General features: G+C 36.7%; 13 protein-coding genes. 12 read left to right on the top strand and 1 reads right to left on the bottom strand.

The genetic code is table 11. The features are described from left to right. The first annotated feature begins 141 nt into the window (after positions 1-141). The 6 genes from AC1W31_RS13015 (at position 142) to AC1W31_RS12990 (ending at position 12,174) form a co-directional block, all read left to right on the top strand. Entirely contained in the window at positions 142-453 is a 312-nt protein-coding gene (locus tag AC1W31_RS13015; RefSeq protein WP_481734888.1) for a hypothetical protein, read from the top strand. A gap of 611 nt (positions 454-1,064) precedes the next feature. Further along, positions 1,065-5,378, top strand: coding sequence for a CheR family methyltransferase (locus tag AC1W31_RS13010; RefSeq protein ID WP_481734887.1), 4,314 nt, complete (start codon positions 1,065-1,067; stop codon positions 5,376-5,378). A 284-nt stretch (positions 5,379-5,662) separates the two neighbouring features. After that, positions 5,663-6,094: an HYC_CC_PP family protein gene (locus AC1W31_RS13005; protein ID WP_481734886.1), complete on the top strand. Its 432-nt coding sequence runs from the start codon at positions 5,663-5,665 to the stop codon at positions 6,092-6,094. Positions 6,095-6,383: 289 nt separating this feature from the next. After that, positions 6,384-6,890 carry a DUF3347 domain-containing protein gene (locus AC1W31_RS13000; protein ID WP_481734885.1) on the top strand — a complete coding sequence of 169 codons (507 nt, stop codon included), beginning with the start codon at positions 6,384-6,386 and terminating at the stop codon, positions 6,888-6,890. A 177-nt stretch (positions 6,891-7,067) separates the two neighbouring features. Further along, the gene (locus tag AC1W31_RS12995) at positions 7,068-9,563 is read left to right on the top strand and encodes a heavy metal translocating P-type ATPase (protein ID WP_481734884.1); all 2,496 of its coding nucleotides are present in this window, start codon (positions 7,068-7,070) and stop codon (positions 9,561-9,563) included. Positions 9,564-9,708: 145 nt separating this feature from the next. Further along, the gene (locus AC1W31_RS12990; RefSeq protein WP_481734883.1) at positions 9,709-12,174 is read left to right on the top strand and encodes a multicopper oxidase domain-containing protein; all 2,466 of its coding nucleotides are present in this window, start codon (positions 9,709-9,711) and stop codon (positions 12,172-12,174) included. Between the two features lie 188 nt (positions 12,175-12,362). Here the strand turns inward: AC1W31_RS12990 and AC1W31_RS12985 are convergent, their stop codons facing one another. Further along, complete coding sequence (locus AC1W31_RS12985; RefSeq protein WP_481734882.1) at positions 12,363-15,020, bottom strand: ATP-binding protein; 2,658 nt, start codon at positions 15,018-15,020, stop codon at positions 12,363-12,365. A gap of 876 nt (positions 15,021-15,896) precedes the next feature. Between AC1W31_RS12985 and AC1W31_RS12980 the strand changes: the two genes are divergently transcribed. The 6 genes from AC1W31_RS12980 to araA all read left to right on the top strand — a co-directional run bounded on the left by AC1W31_RS12980 (position 15,897) and on the right by araA (position 25,928). After that, a complete protein-coding gene (locus tag AC1W31_RS12980) occupies positions 15,897-18,236 on the top strand; it encodes a glycoside hydrolase family 127 protein (protein ID WP_481734881.1) in 2,340 nt (779 codons plus the stop codon). Positions 18,237-18,288: 52 nt separating this feature from the next. Continuing rightward, positions 18,289-19,785 (top strand): alpha-N-arabinofuranosidase, encoded by a 1,497-nt coding sequence (locus AC1W31_RS12975; RefSeq protein WP_481734890.1) that lies wholly within the window; start codon positions 18,289-18,291, stop codon positions 19,783-19,785. Between the two features lie 64 nt (positions 19,786-19,849). Next, positions 19,850-21,853 (top strand): alpha-L-arabinofuranosidase C-terminal domain-containing protein, encoded by a 2,004-nt coding sequence (locus AC1W31_RS12970; RefSeq protein ID WP_481734880.1) that lies wholly within the window; start codon positions 19,850-19,852, stop codon positions 21,851-21,853. A gap of 185 nt (positions 21,854-22,038) precedes the next feature. After that, positions 22,039-22,737: an NUDIX hydrolase gene (locus AC1W31_RS12965; RefSeq protein ID WP_481734879.1), complete on the top strand. Its 699-nt coding sequence runs from the start codon at positions 22,039-22,041 to the stop codon at positions 22,735-22,737. 70 nt (positions 22,738-22,807) lie between these two features. Next, complete coding sequence (locus tag AC1W31_RS12960; protein WP_481734878.1) at positions 22,808-24,460, top strand: ribulokinase; 1,653 nt, start codon at positions 22,808-22,810, stop codon at positions 24,458-24,460. Continuing rightward, a complete protein-coding gene (araA, locus tag AC1W31_RS12955; protein ID WP_481734877.1) occupies positions 24,438-25,928 on the top strand; it encodes an L-arabinose isomerase in 1,491 nt (496 codons plus the stop codon). The genes AC1W31_RS12960 and araA overlap by 23 nt, the downstream gene beginning before the upstream one ends. The last annotated feature ends 6 nt before the right edge of the window (positions 25,929-25,934 follow it).

Below are 25,934 nucleotides of genomic sequence, written 5' to 3'. Positions count from 1 at the left end.
AAGATGTATTCTTTGAGTCAAATCAAGAAAAATGAACGCTGGCTTGACAATGGTTTTATTGATGCTGAAACATTCTTTGCTCCCTTGATTATCAAGATCAACTCCAAAATATGAAATTGAAGGGGACACCCAATTTACGTTTTGAGCACGGCAAAAGATACCCTATTAACTAATCAAGACCAAGAAGTTTTCCAACCTAAAAAATTAAATGTGGGAGATAGTGCTTGTTTTTTTATACCTGATGGTCAATTAGGTAGCCAAGTTAAAACTCATTTCGTCCTCTGGCATGAAAGAGCTTTCAAAGACCCAGTTTGTCTTTTGACTAATCAAGAAATAGGGCAAATGGCAATTGGTTATTACAGAAAAATATTCAAAATAGAGACACTTTTCAAAGACTTTAAAAGTAAAGGTTTTAATCTTCAAAAGTCTAAAATGACTGAGCCTAAAAGATAGAACCGACTTATTATTGTTTGTACCTTAGCATACTTATGGTTAATCGGGATGGGCGTTGCCATTTATACTAAAAAATCATGGATAAAAAGAGTTTACAAAGTTCAAAAAGATACGCTAAACCTTTTTACGCATGGGAAAAGACTTTATAAATATCTGATGAAAAATAACTTAGCAATGCCCGATGTGTTTAAAGTATTCATACTTATAAAAGTGTCGGTCTAAAAGAAATTTAATATCATAATTTATCACACCCAAATCTTAAATTAACTTGCTGATAATTAATCACTTAAACTTATATTAGTCTCAAACAAGGCTCACGAGATTCTGTTAAAATTGAATCCCTTCAAAAAGGGTAGCGAATATTGCACTCTAAGACGCTTGATATTAATGTAAATAATACGATTTGAAAATTTTAATAATTAGTTACTTCCGATAAGTGAATCTTATCTTTTCGTTTATTATTAGTTATCTACAACATAAGTATATAAATTCCAATTATGAAAAGGTCAATCTGTAATTACGGAAATTATCTTATTCTTCTAAACCTTTAAGTTAAAAATCTAAATAGCTCACTAATTAGCGCTACCTTCAGTAAACAATTTGTGCTAAAAATGAAAACTCCATCCACAAAGCCTATTAAAAAGGTAATTTCTCAAAAAAAAATGCCTACTCGACAGAATACTGTTAAGCAAGAAACTACGGACGACCAACTTAGTAAAATATCTACATCTGAAGTAATTAATCCTTTTACGGTGGTTGCGATCGGTGCATCCGCAGGCGGACTTGAAGCCATCACTCAACTGCTACAAAATCTTTCTCCCACTACGGGCATGGCGTTTATTTATGTGCAACACCTCAGCCCTGATCACAAAAGCATGCTTACGCCAATTTTATCCAAAGTAACTGCCATGAAAGTGCAGGATATTGATGAAATGGAAAAAATACAACCCAATAATTTCTATATTATTCCTTCTGATAAAGAAATTGAAGTGATTGATGGACACATAAAATTATTGCCCCGCCTAAAAAATAGAACAACTAATCTTTCTATTGATGTGTTGTTTTCATCCTTAGCCGAAACCCATAAGGAAAATGTAATCGGGATTGTGCTTTCGGGTAGTGCAACTGATGGTACGAGGGGTTTAAGAGAAGTTAAATTGGCGGGTGGACTCACTTTTGCGCAAGATGATTCTGCCAAATTTAAAAGTATGCCACACTCGGCGATTAATGAAGGAGTAGTAGATTTTGTGCTGTCACCCGAAGGAATTGCAAACGAATTAAACTGGATGAGTCAACATCCTTTAATTAGGAGAATTGCGGTAAAATCAACGCCGGAGGATGCCATTGAAAACAACAATCCCGACTTAATTACTATTTTGCAATTGTTGCATAAGCGTAAAAACGTTGATTTTAGTCATTACAAAATGAATACCATCAAACGGCGAATGTTGAGAAGAATGATAATTCTTAAACTAAAAATAATTGACCAGTACGCTAAACTAATTGTACAAAACAACGATGAATTAGATATTCTTTATCAAGATTTACTGATAAATGTAACCGAATTTTTTAGAGATACTGAGGCATTTTTATTGTTAAAAAAGACTATTTTACCGCAATTGCTCAAAAGTAAAATGCAAGGTGATACCTTACGGATTTGGGTAGCTGCCTGTGCAACGGGCGAGGAAGTATATTCAATTGCAATGACTTTGCTTGAAATTCAACAAAATAAAGCAAACAATATTCCTTTTCAAATATTTGCATCCGACCTGAGCATTGAGGCAATTGGTATTGCTCGAACTGGTGAATATTCGATCAATCAGCTTAAAAACGTATCGCCCAAACGCCTTCAACATTTTTTTACCAAATCAAAAGATAAATATCGAATTGCGAAGTCGTTGCGTGATGTATGCGTTTTTGCCCAACATAATGTGCTGAATGACCCACCTTTTTCTCGCATGGATTTTATCAGTTGCCGCAATTTTTTAATTTACCTTGATAATTTTGCCCAGAAAAAAGTAATCAATACGCTTCATTACGCCTTGAATGATGGTGGTTATTTAATGCTGGGCAAATCAGAAACCATTGGTACTTCTACGCAACTTTTCACGGATTTGAATAAAAAGTTTAAATTTTATACCCGTAAAAAGAACTCAGGTTCGCTTCGGAATCCCGATATTACCACTCGTATTTCGCAAGTTGGACTATCGCAAACCTATACGCCTGCCATCACGATAACCAAAAAAATGCCCGTGTCCGCCAGTAATAATCTTGGTAATGCTTTTGATACATTATTGCTCGCTCAATATGTGCCAGCCAGTGTGATTATCAATTATGACTTGGAAATTCTCCAGTTTAAAGGAATCACTTCACCGTATCTACAAAATTCATCGGGTAAAGCCAGTTTTAATATCTTAAAAATGGCGCATCCTGAAATTACTTTTGAACTGCGTAATGCCATTCATCATGCCATAAAAACCAACCAAATTGTTCGAAAAACAGGCATAGAAATAAATCGAGATGCTGTTAATAATGTAGTGCAAATTGTTATTATTGAAGTTGCTCCGTTTATCGTTGAAGGAGAAGAACCTTTGATGATAGTGGTGTTTACGGGGCAAATCTTAGAATTGCCAGCATTCCCATCGTCGGGAGTAAGAAATAATTCGATTGCTAAAGACCGAAGAATTAAAAAACTGGAAGAAGAATTGGCCGTTGCCCGTGCGGATGTGGGTTCAATCATGCACGACCAAGAAGCCGCCAATGAGGAGCTGCAAAGTGCCAATGAAGAAATTATTTCGAGTAACGAAGAGCTACAAAGCCTAAATGAAGAATTAGAAACTTCTAAAGAAGAGATTGAATCAACCAATGAAGAATTAACGACCAGTAACCAAGAACTTCACGCCCGAATACAACAAATAGAAGAACTTTATACGTACTATGAAGGCATCATCGCTACCGTACACGAGCCTATGTTGATATTGGATAAAAATATCAGGATTAAATCTGCCAATAAGTCATTCTGCAAAATGTTTCACGTTATTGAAGATGATATTATGGGCGTGTCACTTTTCAAATTGGGTAATAATCAATGGAGTATTCCTCGTTTGCGTGAATTATTGGAAGATATCGTGCCTAAAAATATTCGTTTTCACGATTTTGAAGTTGAACATAATTTTCCCATAATTGGCGGAAAAACCATGTTGCTCAATGCTCACCGCATAATTCAACAAAGCCAGAATGAAGAGTTAATTGTACTCACCATTGCTGATATTACCGATGTGAAAAGGTTGGCAATTCAACTTGAAGTAAACCAAAAGAAAGATTTAGAAGTACAATTGGAGGTTGAGAAAAAAAACATTGATATCTTAAAAAAATCTAACCAACACTTTCAGCAATTGGTGAAAAATTTGCCTGCTGCTGTTTATTCTTGCAATACCAACGGGCTTCTAAATTTTTACAATGATGCTGCCGCAAAACTATGGGGTCGAGAGCCAGTTATCGGGATAGAATATTGGTGCGGTTCGCATAAACTTTTTTGCATGGATGGTTCAGAAATGCCCTTGGATAAAAGCCCAGTGGCAATATCATTGAAAGAAGGTCGGGCTATCGAGGGCGTTGAATTAGTTATTGAACGTGCAGATGGCACACAATCAATAGCCATGGTATACCCACAACCTGAATACAATTTATTGGGTGAAATTACCGGGGTAATAAACGTAATTTTTGATATTACGGAACAAGTAAAAACTAAAAATGGACTAATTGAAGCAAAAAACAATGCCGAACTAAAAACCCAAGTTGCCGAGGATGCTGTAAGAGCCAAACAGCAGTTTTTGTCGAATATGAGTCATGAAATCCGAACACCAATGAATGCTATTATCGGATTTACCAATGTAGTATTAAAAACACCTTTAGACGAAACCCAAAAACAATATATCAACGCCATTAAAATATCGGGAGCTGCTTTGATTGTGTTAATCAACGATATACTTGACTTAGCAAAAGTAGATTCAGGCAAAATGGCTTTTGAACAAAATTCCTTCGATTTATACGATTCTGTTGCTACGATGTTGGAATTATTTGAAATAAAAATCAAAGAAAAGAATTTAGTATTGATAACGGAATATGATGAGACTGTTCCACAAATACTCGTTGGTGATTTCGTGCGGTTGCGACAAATAATTTTGAATTTGTTGAGCAATGCCGTAAAGTTTACCGACGCAGGAAAAATATTGTTAAGAATTTCGTTAGTGGAAGAAGATGAAACTCATATCATCCTTGAATTTGCACTTTCCGATACGGGTATCGGCATTGAGGAAGGCAAACTGGAAGATATTTTTAATATTTTTGAACAAGCAAACCAAAACACTGCCAATTTCTATGGGGGTACGGGATTGGGGCTTGCCATTGTTAAACAATTAGTTGAAGCGCAAGGAGGCACAATTCACGTAAAAAGTGAACTCAACAAAGGGACAAAATTTAGTTTCACCTTACCTTTTAAAAAAATCGGAATAATAAACGAGAATATTCCAGAGGTTGTAGATGAAATAAAATTACGAAATGTAAAAGTATTAGTTGCGGAAGATGTGGCACTCAATCAACTTTTAATCAAAATTATATTAATGGATTTTGGATTTGAATTGGAAATTGCTGAAAATGGTAAAATGGCCATTGAAAAATTGAAAGAGAACCAATATGATATTATTTTAATGGACTTGCAAATGCCCGAAATGAATGGTTTTGACGCTACGGTATATATTCGTGAAGAAATGAATTTACAAATTCCCATTATTGCGCTTACGGCGGATGTTACTACCGTTGATTTTGAAAAATGTTTAGCCGTTGGCATGAATGACTATATTTCTAAACCAATTGACGAAAAATTGCTTTATTCCAAAATTATAAATGCGTTAAAGAAATCTTGACAAGGTTCAGTTTACATATTCAGGATTTACAAATGCGGCAGGCAATGGAATTGATTTTTTTTCATTCCAGATTTTTGCATAAACTCCTTCAGTATTATTTCATTTTAATCTTTTTATAACTGTGGGGTTTATCGAGAGGCCGTTTCAACGTTCCATCCAAAATAAAACGTTTAATCAGATTCTTCATGAATTTGGCTTAACCCGAAAATTATGTAAAACAAATGATTCAAAATATAACCGCTTAAATATAAAGTTATTAGTATTTTTGCGTTTAAATAGTAATAATGAAAATACGTTTGGCTCGCATATTTTGTTTGCTCATGGCAATGCAGGTACTTTTTATGAGTACAGGCTTCTCCATGATTGAACAATATTGCAGGGTAAAAGGTAAACAAACATTCATTTTTACTAAGCCTTCCAAATGTTGTGCAAACAAAATTAAGCTCACAACTCAATCAAATACGCCCGCAATTAAGAAAAAAAAGTGTTGCGAAGAACGTACTACTTTTCTGAAAATTACGCCTAATGCTTCTCTTAGTCATGATGTGGCACCAGGGTTTGTGCATCACGATTGGATTGATATTACCCCAAATATATCTTTTCACTCAACGTGGGCATCAGCAGTCGCATCGTTTCACCTTCCCCATTTCTACAGTCCAGCTCCGCCACTTTCAGGACGAAATCTTCTCGTTTTTATACAATCGTTTCTTGTTTGATACAGTCGGGTAGAATTGCTTAATATGCTCGAATATTTAGGGTTTAATTGGAAAATTACTGCCCTGTATTTTCCAATATTTAGATATTCTTGAAATAGAAAACAGTTAATTAATTGATGATGTGGCCGCTTACGTTACCAATCAAGAAGCTGCCTGTGTTTCATTAATTGAAGTGATACAACATACGGTTACCAAGATGATTCCTTTTGGTAAGGAAACAAATAGAACTGTCATCATATAAAAGTCAAATAGTTATAAATCAATCAATTAAACATAAAATTTCCATCCAATGAAAAATGCAATTTTAACGTTCATGCTCGTAATATCATCAATTATTAGCTACGGTTCAGATCCAAAATTAGACCCCGAAGTACAGGCAAGTATCACCAAAAGTTTAAGCAATTATTATGCGTTGAAAAATGCTTTGATTGCCGATGACGGAAATACTGCCAACTTGCAAGCGGGTGAATTATTAAAGTCAATTTCAGCATTGCCGATGGCAAAATTAAGCCCGCAAGAACATACCCTTTTCATGGGGTTATCTGAAAAAATCAAATTTGATGCCCAACATATCAACGAGACGAAGGATATAAAGCACCAAAGAGACCACTTTAACGATTTATCGAATAATATTTTTGCTTTGGTAAAGGGCTTAAAAGCAAATGCAAGTCCAGTTTATCAACAATACTGCCCAATGAAAAAGGCGTTTTGGTTGAGTGATAACGCTACGGTGAAAAATCCATATTACGGAAAAGCAATGCTTACTTGTGGGAAGGTTACGGAGACGTTGAAGTAAATGTATAAACCAATAATTTTATAAGATTTACTCAAAATTATGTAATACTTTAGAGGTTTAATAATTAGAACTTTGCGTCATAAAAACTAAGCTATAAATTCTAAACAATATGAAAACGACATAATTTTTGGTACGCAAACCAAGTGATTATGTCGTTTTTTGTAAAATAGTAAAGCCATGACACACTCGTATAATGTAAAGGGAATGACCTGCGATGGATGCCGAGCAACGGTAGAAAAAACACTCAATCAAATGGAAGGATTATCCGTCGTAGTAACGCTGAATCCACCAATCGCAACCATTAGGATGCAACAACATATTACTACCGATAAGTTGCAAATGGCACTTTCTAAGGCAGGAAACTATATTATTGAAGATGCTCTCGGCTCAAAAATGAATGCTCACCATGGGATGAAATCAGGCGAGGTAGTAACATCAACGGCAAATGGTACGGGGAAATACTATTGTCCGATGCACTGTGAAGGAGAAAAAATGTATGATAAAGCGGGCGATTGTCCTGTTTGTGGAATGCACTTAGTTCAAGAACAAGTTATCGCACAAAAAGCTCAATATACGTGCCCAATGCACCCCGAAATCATAAGAGATACCCCTGGGACTTGTCCGATTTGTGGGATGAATTTAGTTCCGATGATGCCGACCGTTAGCGAAGAAAGCAAAGTGTATGACGATTTGTGGAAGAAAATGAAAGTTGCTATTCTATTCACGGTTCCCGTTTTTTTGATTGCAATGATTTCCATGATTCCCAATAATCCATTGATAAAAATGATGGATATGCAAAAATGGAATTATGTTCAGTTTATTTTGACCTTGCCCGTAGTTTTTTATGCTTGTTGGATGTTTTTTGTGAGCGCTTGGAAATCAATTATCACTTGGAACCTCAATATGTTTACGCTCGTAGGCATTGGTACGGGCGTAGCATTTTTGTTCAGCATTGTGGGAATGCTGTTCCCAAATCTATTCCCCAATGAGTTTAAAAGCATGGATGGCTCGGTTTCACTGTATTTTGAAGCGACTGCCGTTATATTGACTTTGGTTTTATTAGGTCAATTATTAGAAGCAAAAGCCCATAGCCAAACCAGCGGAGCCATCAGAGAATTACTAAAATTAGCTCCCACCGAAGCCACATTAGTTAAGGACGGAAACGATAGTGTTATTTCCATTCACGACATTAAAAAAGGCGATTTGCTACGGGTAAAACCAGGCGATAAAATTCCCGTGGATGGTAAAATTTCTGAGGGTGAAGGCACAATTGACGAATCCATGATTACGGGTGAGCCAATTCCAGTGGATAAAATAATAGGCGATGACGTAAGTTCAGGAACGATAAGTGGCAATAAATCTTTTGTAATGATCGCTGAGAAAGTAGGGGCAGAAACCTTACTTTCTCAAATTGTTCAAATGGTTAATAATGCCAGTCGTTCAAAAGCACCCATCCAGAAATTAGCCGATAATATCGCTAAATATTTTGTGCCAATTGTGGTTATTATTTCAGTAATTATCTTTTTGGCTTGGGCAAAATTTGGACCAGAACCCGCCTTAGTATATGGTTTTATCAATGCCATTGCGGTCTTGATAATTGCTTGTCCATGTGCTTTGGGATTGGCAACGCCCATGTCCATCATGGTGGGTGTTGGCAAGGGAGCAACGTCGGGCGTGTTGATAAAAAATGCCGAAGCCTTAGAAAATTTGAACAAAATAAATGTCTTAATTACGGATAAAACCGGCACCATTACCGAAGGAAAACCCACCGTTGAAAAAGTATATTCAAGTGAAAATGATGAGGTGAAAATCTTACAAAATATTGCCTCGCTGAATCAATACAGTGAACATCCATTAGCAGAAGCGGTTGTAAAATATGCTAAAACCAAAAATGTTTCACTCGTAGAAGTTAGAGATTTTGAGGCTGTTTCAGGCAAAGGAGTTATCGGAACGGTGGCTAATGATAAAGTAGCTTTGGGAAATAAAAAGCTCATGGAGCAAGTAGGGGCAATAATCAGAGCAGATATTGAACAAAAAATAATTGACGAACAGAAATTAGGCAAAACGGTTTCTTACATTTCTGTCAGTGGAACGGTCACGGGTTTTGTCTCAATTACGGATGCCATCAAAGCAACCAGTAAAGATGCGATTCAAGAATTGATGCAACAAGGTATTGAAGTAATCATGCTGACGGGCGATAACGAAAATACGGCAAAAGCGGTGGCAAATGAATTACATTTAAGTTCGTACAAAGCGGGGTGTTTACCGGAAGATAAATTGAAAGAAATTAAACGATTGCAAGCCGAAGGGAAAATAGTGGCCATGGCAGGTGATGGCATAAATGATGCTCCTGCTTTGGCACAAGCCGACATTGGAATTGCGATGGGAACGGGTACGGATGTGGCGATCGAAAGCGCAAAAATCACCTTGGTAAAAGGAGATTTGCAAGGCATCGTAAAAGCCAAAAATTTGAGCCATGCAGTAATGAGAAATATTAAACAAAATCTATTCTTTGCCTTTGTGTATAACGCATTGGGCGTTCCAATTGCCGCAGGAGTTTTATATCCATTCTTTGGCATTTTACTTTCTCCAATGATCGCCGCCTTAGCCATGAGTTTTAGTTCAGTATCGGTAATTGTAAATGCTTTGAGATTGAAAAGTTTAAAAATTTAGGAATATACTTTAACCAAACGTAGCGACGTATCGCAAAAATTGTGAAAAATATAACCACATTATCCATCATCGTCGCATTTACTTTTACCGCTTATAATTCACCAAAAACTAAAGAAATACAAGTCGTAAAAAAAGCGATAACATTATGAAAAACACCATCCTTTTAGGTTTACACCTCTTATTATTAAGTAGTGAAACTTTTGCCCAACACGAGCATCCTCAGATGTCTATGCCAGAGGTAAAAGAAGTTCCAAAAAAGAAAAAAATCCCTGATAATCAAATAGTTGAATACACGCCCAAAATTGTGCGATACGATTTATACGTAAGAGACACGACCGTAATTTTAGGCAAAAAAGCAAAGCGAGCCATTGCCGTAAACGGACAAATTCCAATGCCAACGCTCACTTTTACGGAAGGTGATACGGCTGAGATTTACGTGCATAATGAGCTGAATGAAGAAACGTCTTTGCACTGGCATGGACTGATGTTACCCAATCAATACGATGGAGTTCCTAATCTTACACAAATGCCCATTAAACCGCATACCACCCATTTGTACCGCTTCAAAATTATTCAACACGGAACACATTGGTATCATAGTCATACAGGTTTACAGGAGCAAATTGGAATGTATGGCTCAATGATTTTAAATAAACAAGACGAGCCAAAAATTCCAACCATTCCTATAATTTTGAGTGAATGGACTGACTTAAACCCCAAGAATGTCCACCGAATGTTACACAATGCTACCGATTGGTTTGCCATTCAGAAAGGGACAACCCAAAGTTATTTGGAAGCCATTAAACAGGGTTATTTTAAGACCAAAGTCAAAAATGAATGGAAACGGATGAATGCCATGGATGTGAGTGATGTTTACTACGAAAAATTTCTGATTAATGGAAAGAATGAAAGCCAATTTTCGCAATTTAAGGCAGGGGATAAAGTTCGGTTAAGAATTTCAAATGGAGGTGCATCAACCTATTTTTGGTTAAATTATGCAGGGGGTAAAATTACCGTTGTGGCAAGTGATGGAAACGATGTTGAACCCGTTGAAGTGGATAGATTAATTGTGGCAGTATCCGAAACGTATGATGTAATTGTTACGATTCCAGCCAATAAAAAGGCTTTTGAATTCTTAGTTACCTCCGAAGACCGTACCAAGTCAGCTTCTATATTTTTGGGTTCGGGGGATAAAGTGAAAGCCAAACTCATGCCCAAACTCAAATATTTTGAGGGCATGAAGATGATGAATGGTATGATGAAAATGAACGGAGATTTGGACGATATGGGCATGAGTATGAGCCTAAATCAAATGGATATGAATACCGTCATGTATCCAGAAATCACGGGAGAAATATCAGAAAAATCAAATGCTGAAAAAGATACGATGTCCATGAAAGATATGAAAATGGATGATATAAGTCACAACATGAAGGATATGAAAATGGATGATATGAGGGGACACGACATGAAGGGTATGAAAATGGATGAGATGAAGGGATACGACATGAAGGGTATGAAAATGGATGATATGAAGGGACACGACATGAAAGATATGAAAATGGATGAATCTCAATACAACAGTAATGAAATGTCAGACATTGTTACCTTGAATTATTCCCTTTTGAAAGCCCCTTCAAAAACAAAATTGCCCAATGCTCCTTACAAAGAATTAAAGTTTGAGTTGTCGGGCAATATGAACCGTTACATTTGGAGTATCGACAATAAAGTAGTTTCTGAAAGTGATAAAATCTTGATAAAGAAAGGTGAAAATGTGCGAATGATAATTCACAATGGTTCAATGATGCGGCATCCCATGCACCTACACGGACATGATTTTAGGGTATTGAACGGCCAGGGAGATTATTCTCCGATGAAAAATATCATTGATATTATGCCCATGGAAACCGACACCTTAGAGTTTGCCGCTACTGAAAGCGGAGATTGGTTTTTTCATTGTCATATTCTTTACCACATGATGGCGGGAATGGGAAGGGTTTTTTCTTACGAAAATTCTCCTGCTAATCCAGAAATACCCAATCCCAAATTGGCACAACGCAAATTATTTACCGATGATAGACAATTCCATATCATGGCTGAAAATGCTACGGAAACAAATGGAAACGATGGCGAATTAATGATTTCTAATACCCGGTGGAGCATCGGAACGGAATGGCGTTTAGGTTATCACGACAGTCACGGTTACGAAACTGAAACGCACATTGGACGATATATTGGTAAAATGCAATGGTTAATGCCCTTCATTGGCTTTGATTGGCGTTATCGTAAATTAGGCATTGACGAACAGGAGAAAAATATTTTTGGACAAACCAACACCAAAGACAAACGAGCCGTATTTAGTATTGGAGTAAATTATACCTTACCTATGTTAATTATGGCACAAGCCGAAGTATTCACGGATGGGAATATACGTTTTCAATTAGAGCGAAAAGATATCCCTATTTCAAAGCGATTGCGAATGAATTGGATGGTGAATACCGATAAAGAATACATGGCAGGTTTCAAATATATTGTGAGTCGAAATTTTGGCATTTCAACGCATTATGACAGTGATATGGGGTTTGGTGCGGGAATTACGTTGAACTATTAATTTGAAAATTTAATTTAAGAGTTTTCTAAAGTTCACTTATAAAAAGTATTTCTATGCTGCATACGTGTGTCAATAACCCACTGCTTTTCGGTCTTTTACAGCCTTAACCTTAAGTGCAGTTTCTTCCGCCCATTGGCGCAAGAAACTGCCCGATATGGATTTTTTTATAAATAACTAATAATCAAGGTTTAAGTGTTCTTCTCTTCATTTTTAGAGGTTTTAATTCTCACTAATTCTTCTTTCAATTCCACGCAAGCCTGTCGGCAAGCATTTTCAAGTTCGGTAACTAAATCATTGATTTTATAGGCTAATTGTTGAGATTTAGCATATTCTTGAATTTGTTTTGCGATTACTTCAAAATCAGGATTAAATCCGACAATCGAAAACGAAGGAATCATTTTATGCACAGCATTTCCCAACATGGCCCAATCTTTTTGCTGCAAACTTTTTCTCATTGTCAAAATCAGGGGTGGAGTTTGTTCCAAATATAACGTAATCATTTCCATCATTAAAGCGGGGTCAGACTTGGTTCTTTGAATCAAATAACTGAGGTCGGTGTAGCGTACTTTTTCGATTTCTATCATTTTCTGGGGTACCTTCTTTTTGACTAAACCAATGATCTTACTGTACAACAATCTATCATCAAAGGGTTTTGCTATATAGTCATTCATGCCCACAGCTTTACATTTTGCTACATCTATCGTAGTTACATCTGCCGTTAGCGCAACGATTGGAATGTCAGATTTTAAGACATTTCGGATATATTCTGTTGCTTCAAAACCGTTCATTTCGGGCATTTGTAAATCCATCAAAACAATATCGTAAGTCTTCGTTTTCATTCGTTCAATGGCCAATTTTCCATTAGCGGCAATGTCCCGTTCAAAGCCAAAATCATCCAAAAGTGTCTTCATTAATAGTTGATTGAGAGGCATATCTTCTACCACCAACACTTTAATATTTTTGATTTCTGTGTCCAATTCTATGATTTCCACCACTTGCTCGGCAACCGCTTCTGTTTTCTGAAAATCTAAAATAAAGCTAAAAGTAGAGCCTTCCCCAACGGTACTTTGTACGCTAATATGGCCATTTTGATGCTCTACGAGCTGTTTCACAATGGCAAGCCCCAAACCTGTACCACCATAAAGTCTTGAAGTACCACTGGTTGCTTGCTGAAAATTCTCGAAAATTCGCTCCATTTTATCATTCGATATGCCAATACCCGTATCCTTTACGGCGAATTCAATCGTTACTTTTTTATCGTTTTCTTCCAATAAAACAACTTTTACGGTAATGCTTCCATTAGAAGTAAACTTGACGGCGTTGCTCACCAAATTCATAATTATTTGGTGTAAACGCACGGGGTCGCCTGCTAAAACTACTGGAATTTTAGTGTCATATTCCGTGATCAATGCTAAGTTTTTTTCTTGAATTTTGGTTTCAAATATATGCAACATGGCGGAGATAGATACACCCAATTTAAAGGGTGTTGACTCAAAGCTCATTTTGCCCGCATCCACTTTTGCCAAATCCAAAATATCGTTGATTAATACAATGAGGGCATCGCCACTAATTTTTATTGCCGACAGGTATTCTTTTTGCTTCTCGGTTAAATCCATTTTCAAAACTACCTTCGTAAAACCTATAATCGCATTCATAGGTGTACGGATTTCGTGACTCATATTCGACAGAAATTGTTGTTTTGCTTTCACTGCATTCACGGCTAATTCAGTGGCAATTTCAGCTTTTCCTTGGGCTTCTTCGGCAAATATTTTTGCTTCAATGAGTTCTTTCCTGATTCTTTTTTGGTCAGTCACATCCCGTGCAACGATCACAACGCCCTTCACATTTCCGTTCTCATCGTTATAAACAGACCCATTAAAAAGCACATCGGTGAGTTTGTAGTCTTTCAACGTGAGGGGGTAATCTTTGACAAAACCTTTTGCAAATACCTCCAAATACACCTGATGAGCCTTTTCAGGGTCGGTAAAATAATTTTTAAAATTAGTATCCACGAGTTCTTCACGGGTTTTGCCTGTCATAAGCGTGAGTGCCTCATTCATATCCGTGATTTTTCCTTCATTATTTATCGTTACCAAAGGGTCGAGGCTGGCTTCAATTAAGATTCTTGAATAATTAGCAATTAGCAATTCTGCTGCTCGCTTTTCTTTCTCACCATTTTGGAAAGCCAATTCAATATTGGCAATGCCTAATTCTTGGGCTCGTTTTTCCTTTTCATCATTTTGGAAAGCCAATTCAATATTAGCAATGCTCAATTCTACGGCTCGTTTTTCCTTTTCATCATCCTGAAAAGCCAATTCAATATTAGCAATGCCTAATTCTTGGGCTCGTTTTCCTTTTTCTTCATTTTGGAAAACTAATTCTGATTGAGCATCTTCCAAATCAATTGATAGCCTCTTTTGATTTTCTAAACTCAAGTTTCGTAAGTTAACCTGTTCTGTTATTTCCGTAAAAACCACGATTGTACTCATTATTTGCCCATTTTGCTCTCTAAATGGTTGATAAGTACAGTTAAAAAAACGAATTTCATCAATAGTATTTCTGGAAATTCGCATTTCATGTTCATGAATATAAAACGTATTCCCGCTTTTTATTACCCCTTCAATTAGTTCTTTCAAACCTTGATTAATTAGTTCGGGAAAAGATTCAAACAATGGCGTGCCTATTATATCGGCATGTCTACCAATCAGTTTTAGATAAAAATCATTGGCAAAATCAATGATACAATCTTTTCCTCGGAAGATACAGATTGCCACTGGGGCTTGCAGAAAAGCATTATACAAATCTTCTGCATTTTTTTTAGGGAATTTATTGATTCCTTTGTTCATACGTAGTTAGCAAATGAATAGTCCTTTCTACAATTTGATTAATAGCTTGATTTTTAATCAGATAGCTATCAATTAAATGAATAAAAATGGATTTTTAAATAAATAGTTTGAAATACTATTTACTCGTTTGTTGATTAATTATTGATTAACATTAAGTAAAGATGAGGTTAATTGAGGGAAGTATGTTACATAATTATTTAAAAATTTATATAGTTCACATATTTTTAGAAATGATTTATTCGTCTTTTATAATTAATTGAATAGGTGGAAAAAGGGAAGACCCTACAATTTTTCCAGTTGCGACGAATTGTCGGGTATTCTCTTATAAATCTAAACATGATTGTTTGAAAACTGAATACAGATTAGATAGACAATTCAACAATTTGAAATAGTTATATAGGAACAGCGATACTGCTGCTCTTATAGGCAATTACGCAATCGAAAATATTTATTTTTCAAATAGTATCATTTTTCAAATAAAAAATATTAATTTCATCGAAACAAAAAGAATGTGTCAATTTAACACCATTAATTATCTGGTGTTTTTATCAATTATTTTATACGTTTACTATTTAAGTTATTCAATTGATTTTCCCTAAAAAACGGTCTATATAACCCGTAAAAGCATTATTGGCCCTTGGAAATTTGAAAGATTAATATATGAAAACGCAGAGAATTGCAATACTAATCACCATGCAATTGTAAGATTTTAAGGGCAAAACCTATTTCGATTATCACAACAGAGTATTATAGCCCAATGAGGCAAGTTTTCACCGATCAGTTTGCGTGGATGAAGTAATATATGATAAAAATGGCAAAGTTCAGAAAATTGTAATGACCTCTGCGGGATTGAAATTATAAGAAAACTAAGAAACAGTGAAAAAATCATTAAAATACAGCCTTCATTTTCTCTTCATTTGTGCGAGTAGTTTTACTGCTTCTGCACAAATTCAATCGTTCACTTTGCAATCGGTTAGATTGACGGAAGGAGTTTTTAAAAATGCTCAAGACGTTGATTTGAAGTATATTTTGGACTTAAATACCGATAAATTATTAGCCCCGTATTTGATTGATGCGGGTTTACCATTGAAAGCAGAAAGATACGGAAACTGGGAAAGTGCGGGTTTGGATGGACACATTGGCGGACATTATTTGTCGGCTTTGGCGATGATGTACGCTTCCACGAAAAATGTCGAATTAAAGAGCCGTTTGGATTATATGGTTTCAGAATTGGCTCGTTGTCAAGCTAAAAATGGTACTGGTTACGTAGGTGGAATTCCTCAAGGAAAAGTATTTTGGGAACGTATCCACAAAGGTGATATTGACGGCAGTAGTTTCGGATTAAACAATACTTGGGTTCCTCTTTACAATATTCATAAACTTTTTGCAGGCTTGCGAGATGCTTATCAATTTACCAATAATAAACAGGCTTTGCTGGTTTTAATTGGTTTAGGCAATTGGTTTTCGGACTTAATAAAACCGCTTTCTGAGGAGCAAATTCAAACGATGCTTCGGACAGAACACGGTGGAATGAATGAGGTTTTTGCGGATTTATACGAAATTACTAAGGATAAAAAATACTTAGTAATGGCTGAAAAATTATCGCATCGAGCCATTTTAAATCCGTTAATTCAGCAACAGGATAAACTCACAGGTTTACATGCCAACACGCAAATTCCAAAAGTGATTGGATTTGAAAAAATCGCTCAGTTGAACGGAAATAAAGATTGGTCGGATGCAGCGGTTTATTTTTGGAATAATTTAACGCAAAAACGTAGCGTTGCTTTTGGTGGAAATAGTGTACGGGAACACTTTAATCCAACCAACGATTTTTCTAAAATGTTAGAATCCAATCAAGGCCCAGAAACGTGCAATTCTTACAATATGCTTCGGTTGAGTAAAGCCTTATTTTTTGATAAAAACGATTTGCAATATCTCGATTTTTACGAAAAAACGCTTTACAATCACATCCTTTCCAGCCAGCATCCGCAACACGGTGGTTTTGTGTATTTTACGCCCATTCGTCCAAGGCATTATCGGGTATATTCTCAGCCCGAAACCAGTATGTGGTGTTGCGTAGGTTCGGGTTTAGAAAATCATACCAAATATGGCGAGTTAATTTATAGCCATAATCAGCAAGACTTATTCGTCAATTTGTTTATTCCTTCGGTACTCAACTGGGCAGAGCGAGACATAAAACTCACGCAAAAAACGCAATTTCCCTACAGCAATCGTTCGGAATTGATTTTGAATATTTCAAAGCCTAATCAATTCAATATTGGTATTCGTTTTCCGAAGTGGGCGAATGACGTGAATATTTGGGTAAATGGTAAAAATCAAGCATTTACCACAAAATCTGGGGAGTATATTTTAATCAATAGAAATTGGAAAAATGGGGATGAAATTTTGGTAGAATTACCCATGAAAACCCATTTGGAATATCTACCAGACAGCTCAAATTGGGCGGCAATTATGCACGGACCAATTGTATTAGCCGCAAAAACGGATTCAACTAATTTAGACGGACTTTTTGCCGATGATAGCAGAATGGGTCACGAAGCCAAAGGAAAATTATATTCCTTGGAATCTGCGATTGCTTTGGTAGATGAGAAGAAAGAATTTTTAGGAAAAATCAAACCTCTCAAAAATCGAAAATTTAGATTTTCAATGAATGATTTGGTTCAAAATCCTGATTTCAAAAATCTACAATTAATGCCATTTTTTGAATTGCACGACGCTCGATATCAAATGTATTTTCAAACTTTCAATTCGTTAGAATTTCAGAGAAATGCGGAAAAACTAAAAACACAAGAAACCCAAATGTTAGCCTTAGAAGCCAATACGGTGGATAAAATTAATTGTGGAGAACAACAACCCGAAGTTGACCATAATTACAAAGGAGAAAAAAGTAATTCAGGTTATGAAGAAGGAGTTTTTTGGCGAAATACAAAATCCTTTATTTCTTACCAATTCAGTAATAAAAATCTTGAAGGAAAGTATATACAAATCACAGTTTTAGATAATTTTAAGGCAGAAAATTTAACATTTTTAGGCAATGAAAAATCGTTAGAAATTATATCAACCGAGCATAAAATCATTAAATTGAAAATTCCAGAAACAGAACAATTAAGTAACAATCTTGTACTAAAAATCAGTGCAAACAGTGGTGTTTATTCACCTCGAATCCATCAAATTAGATTAACAACAAAACCGTAATTCATTGAAAAAGACAAATTTAACCCTTATTTTATTAACGCTTTTGACGGCAATGGTTTCCGCTCAAAACAAGATTACGCTAAATACCGATTTGGCAAAAACCAAAATCAATAAGCACATTTATGGTCATTTCGCCGAACATTTGGGTAGATGTATTTACGGTGGAATGTACGTGGGCGAAAATAACACAAAAATTCCAAATATCAGAGGCGTTCGAAATGATGTAGTTGAAGCATTAAAAGATTTGAAGGTACCAAATTTACGATGGCCTGGTGGGTGTTTTGCCGATGCCTATCAATGGAAAGATGGTATTGGACCAAAAGCTAACCGCCCAAAAATGGTGAACGTTTGGTGGGGTGGAGTAACAGAAGATAATAGCTTTGGTACTCACGATTTTCTCGACCTTTGCGAACGCATCGGCGCAGAACCATATTTAGCTGGAAACGTGGGTAGCGGAACGGTAAAAGATTTGAGCGATTGGGTTAGTTATGTGAACCAACCAGATGGAAGCCCAATGTCTGATTTGCGTAAACAAAATGGCAAGTTAAAGCCTTGGAATGTGAAAATTTGGGGAGTAGGTAATGAAGCATGGGGTTGCGGTGGCAACATGACTGCTGAATATTACGCAAATATTTATCGCCAATACGCAACATTTATGAAAGATATAACGCCAGAATCTAAATTATACAAAGTAGCCTCTGGAGCAAGTAGTGATGATTTTGCATGGACTGAAACTTTAATGAAAAATATTCCTCACAATATGATGTCGGCATTGGCATTGCACCATTATTCAGTATTGAGTTGGAAAGATACAAAAGGACCATCCGTGGGCTTTACGGAAGCACAATATTTTAAAACGATGGAAGAAGCCCTAAAAATGGAAGATTTCATAACTCGTCACAGTACAATAATGGATAAATATGACCCAACCAAAAAAATAGATTTGATTGTTGATGAGTGGGGGGGCTGGTATGAAACCGATGCCGAAGGCAAAGGAGCATTGTACCAACAAAATACCATGCGTGATGCCATGATAGCGGGTGCAACCCTCAATATTTTCAACAATCATGCTGATAGAGTAAAAGGAGCAAATTTAGCTCAAATCGTCAATGTTTTGCAGGCGGTTATCCTGACAAATGAGGAGAAAATGTTGCTTACGCCAACGTATCACGTCATGAAAATGTACAATGTTCACCAAGATGCAACGCTGGTTCCAATTACGATTGAATCGGCGTCGTATGAATATAAAGGCAAAAAATTGACTGCAGTTTCGGCTTCTGCTTCAAAAGATGCTTCGGGAAGTTTGAATATTTCTTTGACAAATATTGATTATTCAAAACCACAAGAAGTGTCAATTAATTTGAGAGGGGAGGACTTTTCTAAATTATCAGGCACAATTTTATCTTCGCCAAAAATCAATGATTTCAACTCTTTCGAGAACCCAAATAAAATTGCTATTCAAGATTTCAAAGGAGCAAAATTAGAAAAAGGGGTGTTAAAATTAACACTTCCCGCTTATTCGGTAGTTGTTTTGAATTTGAAAAAGTAGGATAGGTTTCTAACTTTTCAAGCAGAATAAAGTAACACAGGCTTCCAACCTGTTAAATATTAAAATGAAAAAAATTTATCTTGTTGCTCTTTGTCTTTTGGGGATGAATACTTTCGCCCAAAAAAAAATAATCGTTGATGTTCCTAATAAAGTCTCAGAAATTCAGCCAACCATGTGGGGTGTATTTTTTGAAGACATCAATATGGGGGCCGATGGTGGAATTTATGCCGAATTAATTAAAAACCGCTCGTTTGAGTTTTTTAAGCCTTTAATGGGTTGGAATATTGAATATCCTGCCGAAGCAAAAAAAGAAATCCTCGTGAAATTAAGACACGAAGGTGAAATTTTAGTGCAGAACAGAATGGATAAAAATACGGCAAACCCACGCTACATTACCGTTACGGTTAATAATACCAAAAAAGGAGAACTTGGGCTTTCAAATGAAGGCTTCAAAGCAATGGGATTTAAAAGCGGTTTACGGTATGATTTTTCAGTTTTAGCAAGAGTAATTACGGGTTCGGTAAAAATGCACATCGAACTATTAAACGCTAAAAAAGAAGTGATTGGAAGCACCCTTATTACGCCAAATAGTAATGAATGGACTAAATTGGAGTCAAGTTTTAATGCTTTGGCTTCGGAAGCAAAAGGTACATTCCGTGTTTGGTTTGAAGGAACAGGCGTTGTTGATTTGGATATGATTTCATTGTTCCCTTCCGACACTTGGAAAGGTCGTAAAGGTGGAATGCGGGCTGATATGATTCAATTATTAGCCGATATGAAACCTGGATTTGTCCGTTTCCCAGGTGGTTGTATTGTCGAAGGTTTTGACCTAAACAATCGTTATCAATGGAAAAAAACATTAGGACCAATCGAAGAACGTCAATTAATCATGAACCGTTGGAATATTGAGTTTACGCATCGCCCAGCTCCCGATTATTTCCAAACATTTGGTTTAGGTTTCTTTGAATATTTTCAATTATGTGATGATATTGGTGCTGCTCCACTGCCAATCTTAAATTGCGGAATGGCTTGTCAATTCAATTCTGCGGAAGTTGTACCCTTAGACCAAATACAACCCTACGTTGAAGATGCCCTTGATTTAATTGAATTTGCCAATGGTGATGTTTCCACCAAATGGGGTAAAATTCGTGCCGATATGGGTCATCCAACTCCATTTAATTTAAAAATGATGGGTATCGGAAACGAAAACTGGGGACCACAATATGTAGAACGTTTGAAAATATTTACCAAAGCAATCAAAGACAAATACCCAACTATCAAATTAGTAAATAGTTCTGGAATTGACCCCGAAAGTCGTATTTTTCAACATTTGAATACTGAATTACGTGCTATGAATGCCGATATCATTGACGAACATTATTACAATAAACCTGATTGGTTCTTGAAAAATGCCGGTCGCTATGATTCCTATGACCGTAATGGTTCAAAAGTTTTTGCGGGTGAATATGCTGCTCAAAGTGACCATACCGTAAGTGTTGATAATAAAAACAGTTGGAACTGTGCCTTATCTGAAGCCGCTTTTATGACGGGTTTAGAACGCAATGCCGCCGTAGTCACCATGGCTTCGTATGCTCCACTTTTTGCTCACGCAGACGGCTGGCAATGGACACCCGATTTGATTTGGGTAGATAATCTTCGTAGTTACGGAACGCCAAATTATTACGTTCAAAAATTGTACAGCAACAACAAAGGAACGCACGTACTTCCCATTACAGAAAGTGGTTCAACCATTGCAGGAAAAGACAGTTTGTACGCTGCGGCGGCTTGGGACAAAAACGCCAATGAGGTAATTGTGAAGATTGTTAACGTTTCTGGGCAAGCACAAAACCATGAATTATCATTGGCTGGCGTGAAGAAAATGGAAGCCATTGCGAAGGCTTTTATCATGCAAAATGACAATTTGAATGAAGTAAATTCATTTGAAAATGCCACGAAAGTTAGCCCGATTGAGAAAGACATTGCGGTTGACGTGAAAAAGAAAATGGTAAGTTTAAACCTTCCCGCAAAATCATTTATCGTTTACCGGATTAAGGTTTTGGAAAAATAAGGTTATTTTCGATTAGGCATTTTTCAATAATATTAATTTTAGTTGAATAATTTGACATTTTCAAATAAATAAAGTAATATTGTGTCAAGTTTACACAATTATAATATCCCACTATAATTGCGTAAACTTTATCAAAAACAAAATCATTATTTTCTTCTGAATATCAAAAAAATAATTGCTTTTTTATGGAAAAATACGCTCATTCGACACGAATTCTGGTAGCACTCGATTGTATAGTTTTTGGATTTGATAGAGAGTCTTTGAAATTGTTATTGATAAAAAGAAATTTTGAGCCAGAATTGGGTAAATGGTCGTTGATGGGAGGTTTTTTGGAAACAAACGAAGACCTTGAAGTAGCCGCCAATCGTATTTTGTACGATTTGACCGGATTAAAAGACATCTATTTTGAAGAGATAAAAACCTTTGGCAAAGTAAATCGTGACCCCGTGGAACGAACATTATCTGTTTGTTTTTTTGCGCTTATCAATATTCATGCCCACGACCAAGATTCAGCCAAAGCGCAAAATGCGTATTGGATTGACCTTAAAAATAGACCAGAACTAATTTTTGACCATAATGAAATGGTTGATTTAGCCTTGGAAGAGTTACGATACAAAGCCGCATTACACCCGATCGGATTTGAATTATTGCCCGAAAAATTCACAATTCCGCAACTCCAAAAGCTCTACGAAGCAATTTATGATTCACCAGTAGATAGAAGAAATTTTAGCCGTAAAATTCTTTCAACCAACCTGTTAATGGACACAGGCGAGAAAAATGAGAATTCTACCACAAAAAAGGCAATCTTGTATAAATTGGATCAAGAAAAATATCAAAAACAATTTAATGCTTTCCATTATTTCATCTCTGATTCAATGAGATAATTGGTAAGTGTTTTATAGTCAATAAGTTTGAAATTTTAAATGTGTTAATCTAACACGAATAAGCAAGATTATGCAAAATAAATTCACGATAGGGCTTGATTATGGTACAGACTCAGTTCGTGCTCTGATTGTAAATACCCAAACAGGTGAAAGCATAGGTACTGCCGTTCATTATTATGAAAGGTGGCAAAAAGGACTTTTTTGTAATCCTTCCACGTCGCAATTTAGACAACATCCACTCGATTATTTGGAAGGTTTGGAAGGGGCAGTTAAAGGGGCTTTAGAAGGTCTTTCAGATGAAATCAAACAAAATATTGTTGGAATTTCGGTCGATACAACGGGTTCAACGCCCGTGGCAGTCGATGAAAATGGAACGCCTTTGGCTTTACTTCCAGAATTTGCGGAAAATCCAAACGGCATGTTTATCCTCTGGAAAGACCATACGGGCAATGCAGAAGCTGAAGAAATCAATAATTTGGCTCACGCTTGGGACATTGATTTTACCAAATACGTAGGCGGAATTTATTCGTCAGAATGGTATTGGGCAAAAATTCTCCGCACCTTGCGAGTAGATGAAAAAGTGCGAGAAAAAGCATTTTCATGGGTTGAACATTGTGATTGGGTTTCGGCGGTTTTATCAGGAAATACCAATCCTTTGACTTTCAAACGTTCAAGATGTGCAGCAGGACATAAAGCACTTTGGCACGAAGAATTTGAAGGGTTACCTTCCGAAGAATTTTTGACAAAACTTGATCCACTTTTATCGGGTTTGAGAGAACGATTATTTAAAAACACCTATACTGCTGACCTTCCGATGGGAACAATTTCGGCAGAATGGGCCGCAAAATTGGGTGTTCCAAACGATGTTGTCATTGGCGTTGGAACGTTTGATTGTCATGCGGGAGCGGTTGGAGCTGAAATTCAACCTTACGATTTTGTAAGAGTAATGGGAACATCGACTTGTGATATGCTCATTGCTCCCAATGAAGAAATTGGGCATTTACTTATTAAAGGAATTTGCGGACAAGTGAAAGGGTCAATCATCCCAAATATGTTGGGCATGGAAGCGGGACAATCGGCTTACGGAGATTATTACGCTTGGTTTCAACGCATTATTACGGAACCGGTTAGAACAATTTTGGGCGATAAAGCAGGCGATGAATTAGGCGAAAAACTAATTCCTTATTTATCAGAAAAGGCTTCAAAATTATCCATTACAGAAAACGATATTGTGGCAACGGATTGGGTAAACGGTCGAAGAACGCCCGATGCAAATCATACCCTAAAAGCATCTTTTATGGGCATGGATTTAGGAACGGATGCCGTTAAAATATTTAAAATGATTGTAGAAGCAACCGCCTTTGGTTCAAGGGCAATTGTGGATAGATTTATCGAAGAAGGTGTGCCAATTAAACAAGTAATTGCCATTGGAGGCGTGGCCAAAAAATCACCTTTTGTGATGCAAACGCTTTCGGATGTGTTGAATATGCCGATAAAAGTGGCCAGTTCAGACCAAGCTTGTGCTTTGGGTGCTGCCATGAATGCTTCGGTTGCCGCAGGAATTCATGCCAACTTATTTGATGCTCAAAAAGCAATGGGTTCTGGATTTGATGCCAATTATTCACCACGCCCAGAAGCGGTTGAAGTTTATAAAAAACTGTACGAAAAATATCAAAAATTAGGAAAATTCACTGAAAATAATGCTCAATCTAAAAACTTTTGAAGTTTGGTTTATAACAGGTAGCCAACATTTATACGGAGAAGAAACCCTTCGTCAAGTTGATGAACATTCAAAAATCATCGCTGATTCATTCAATAATACTTCTCAAATTCCTGTGAAAGTGGTGTTTAAACCCGTTGTAAAATCTACGGAAGAAATCACGGCAATTTGTAAGGAAGCCAACGCTACCACAAATTGTATCGGTATTATTGCTTGGATGCACACATTTTCGCCCGCAAAAATGTGGATTCATGGCTTAAATATTCTTCAATTGCCATTGTTGCATTTACACACGCAGTTTAACCGTGATATTCCATATTCTGCGATTGATATGGATTTCATGAACCTTAACCAGTCGGCTCACGGTGACCGTGAATTTGGACATATCATGTCTAAAATGCGTATCAACCGTAAAGTTGTGGTTGGACATTGGGAAGCAGATTCGGTGCTTGAAAAAATCAACATTTGGTCTCGGGTAGCAGTAGGAAAATACAAAATGAAAACCATGAAGGTGGCCCGTTTTGGCGATAATATGCGCTACGTAGCGGTAACGGATGGCGATAAAGTTTCGGCTGAAATGAAATTTGGTTTTGAAGTAAATACTTACGCCGTTGGCGATTTAGTCCAAGTTATTAATCAAATCTCGGATGCTGAAATTCAATATTTAATTAAAGAATACGAAACAACTTACCAAATGATGTCTTCTTTGGCAAACGGTGGAGCGATGCGTTCTTCGTTGGTAGAAGCAGCCAGAATTGAGTTAGGATTAAAAGCATTTTTGGAAGACGGCGGCTATTCTGCTTACACCAACACGTTTGAGGATTTACACGGAATGCGTCAATTGCCAGGCATTGGCTCACAACGTATGATGGCGGCAGGTTACGGTTACGGTGGCGAAGGCGACTGGAAAACTTCGGCAATGGTTCATATTTTGAAAGCAATGTCGAGCGGCATGAAAGGCGGAACTTCGTTCATGGAAGATTATACATATCATTTCAATCCTGCCAATCCAATGGTTTTGGGTTCTCACATGCTGGAAATTTGTCCAACGATTACGGATGGAATCGTGAAATGCGAAGTTCATCCATTGGGCATTGGTGGCAAAGAAGATCCTGTTCGTTTGGTTTTCAACGGACAAGAAGGCCCATCAATTAATGTTTCTTTGGTTGATATGGGAAATCGTTTTAGATTAATTGTCAACGAAGTTGAAGCGGTTAAAGTAACGGAAGAATTCCCAAAATTACCAACGGCTCGTGCTTTGTGGAAACCACAACCAAGTATGGAAGTAGGTTTGCAATCATGGATTTTGGCGGGTGGTGCGCATCATACCGTTTATAGTCAGACACTTACGACGGAATACATGGAAGATTTAGCGGATATTTTGAATATTGAATTGGTAATCATTGACAAAGACACCACCATTCGTGGCTTGAAAAATGATTTGAGATATAATGAGGTTGCGTTTAAATAAAATATT

It is taken from the genome of Arcicella sp., assembly GCF_964672035.1.
This window is presented reverse-complemented; position numbering and strand designations above follow the sequence as displayed.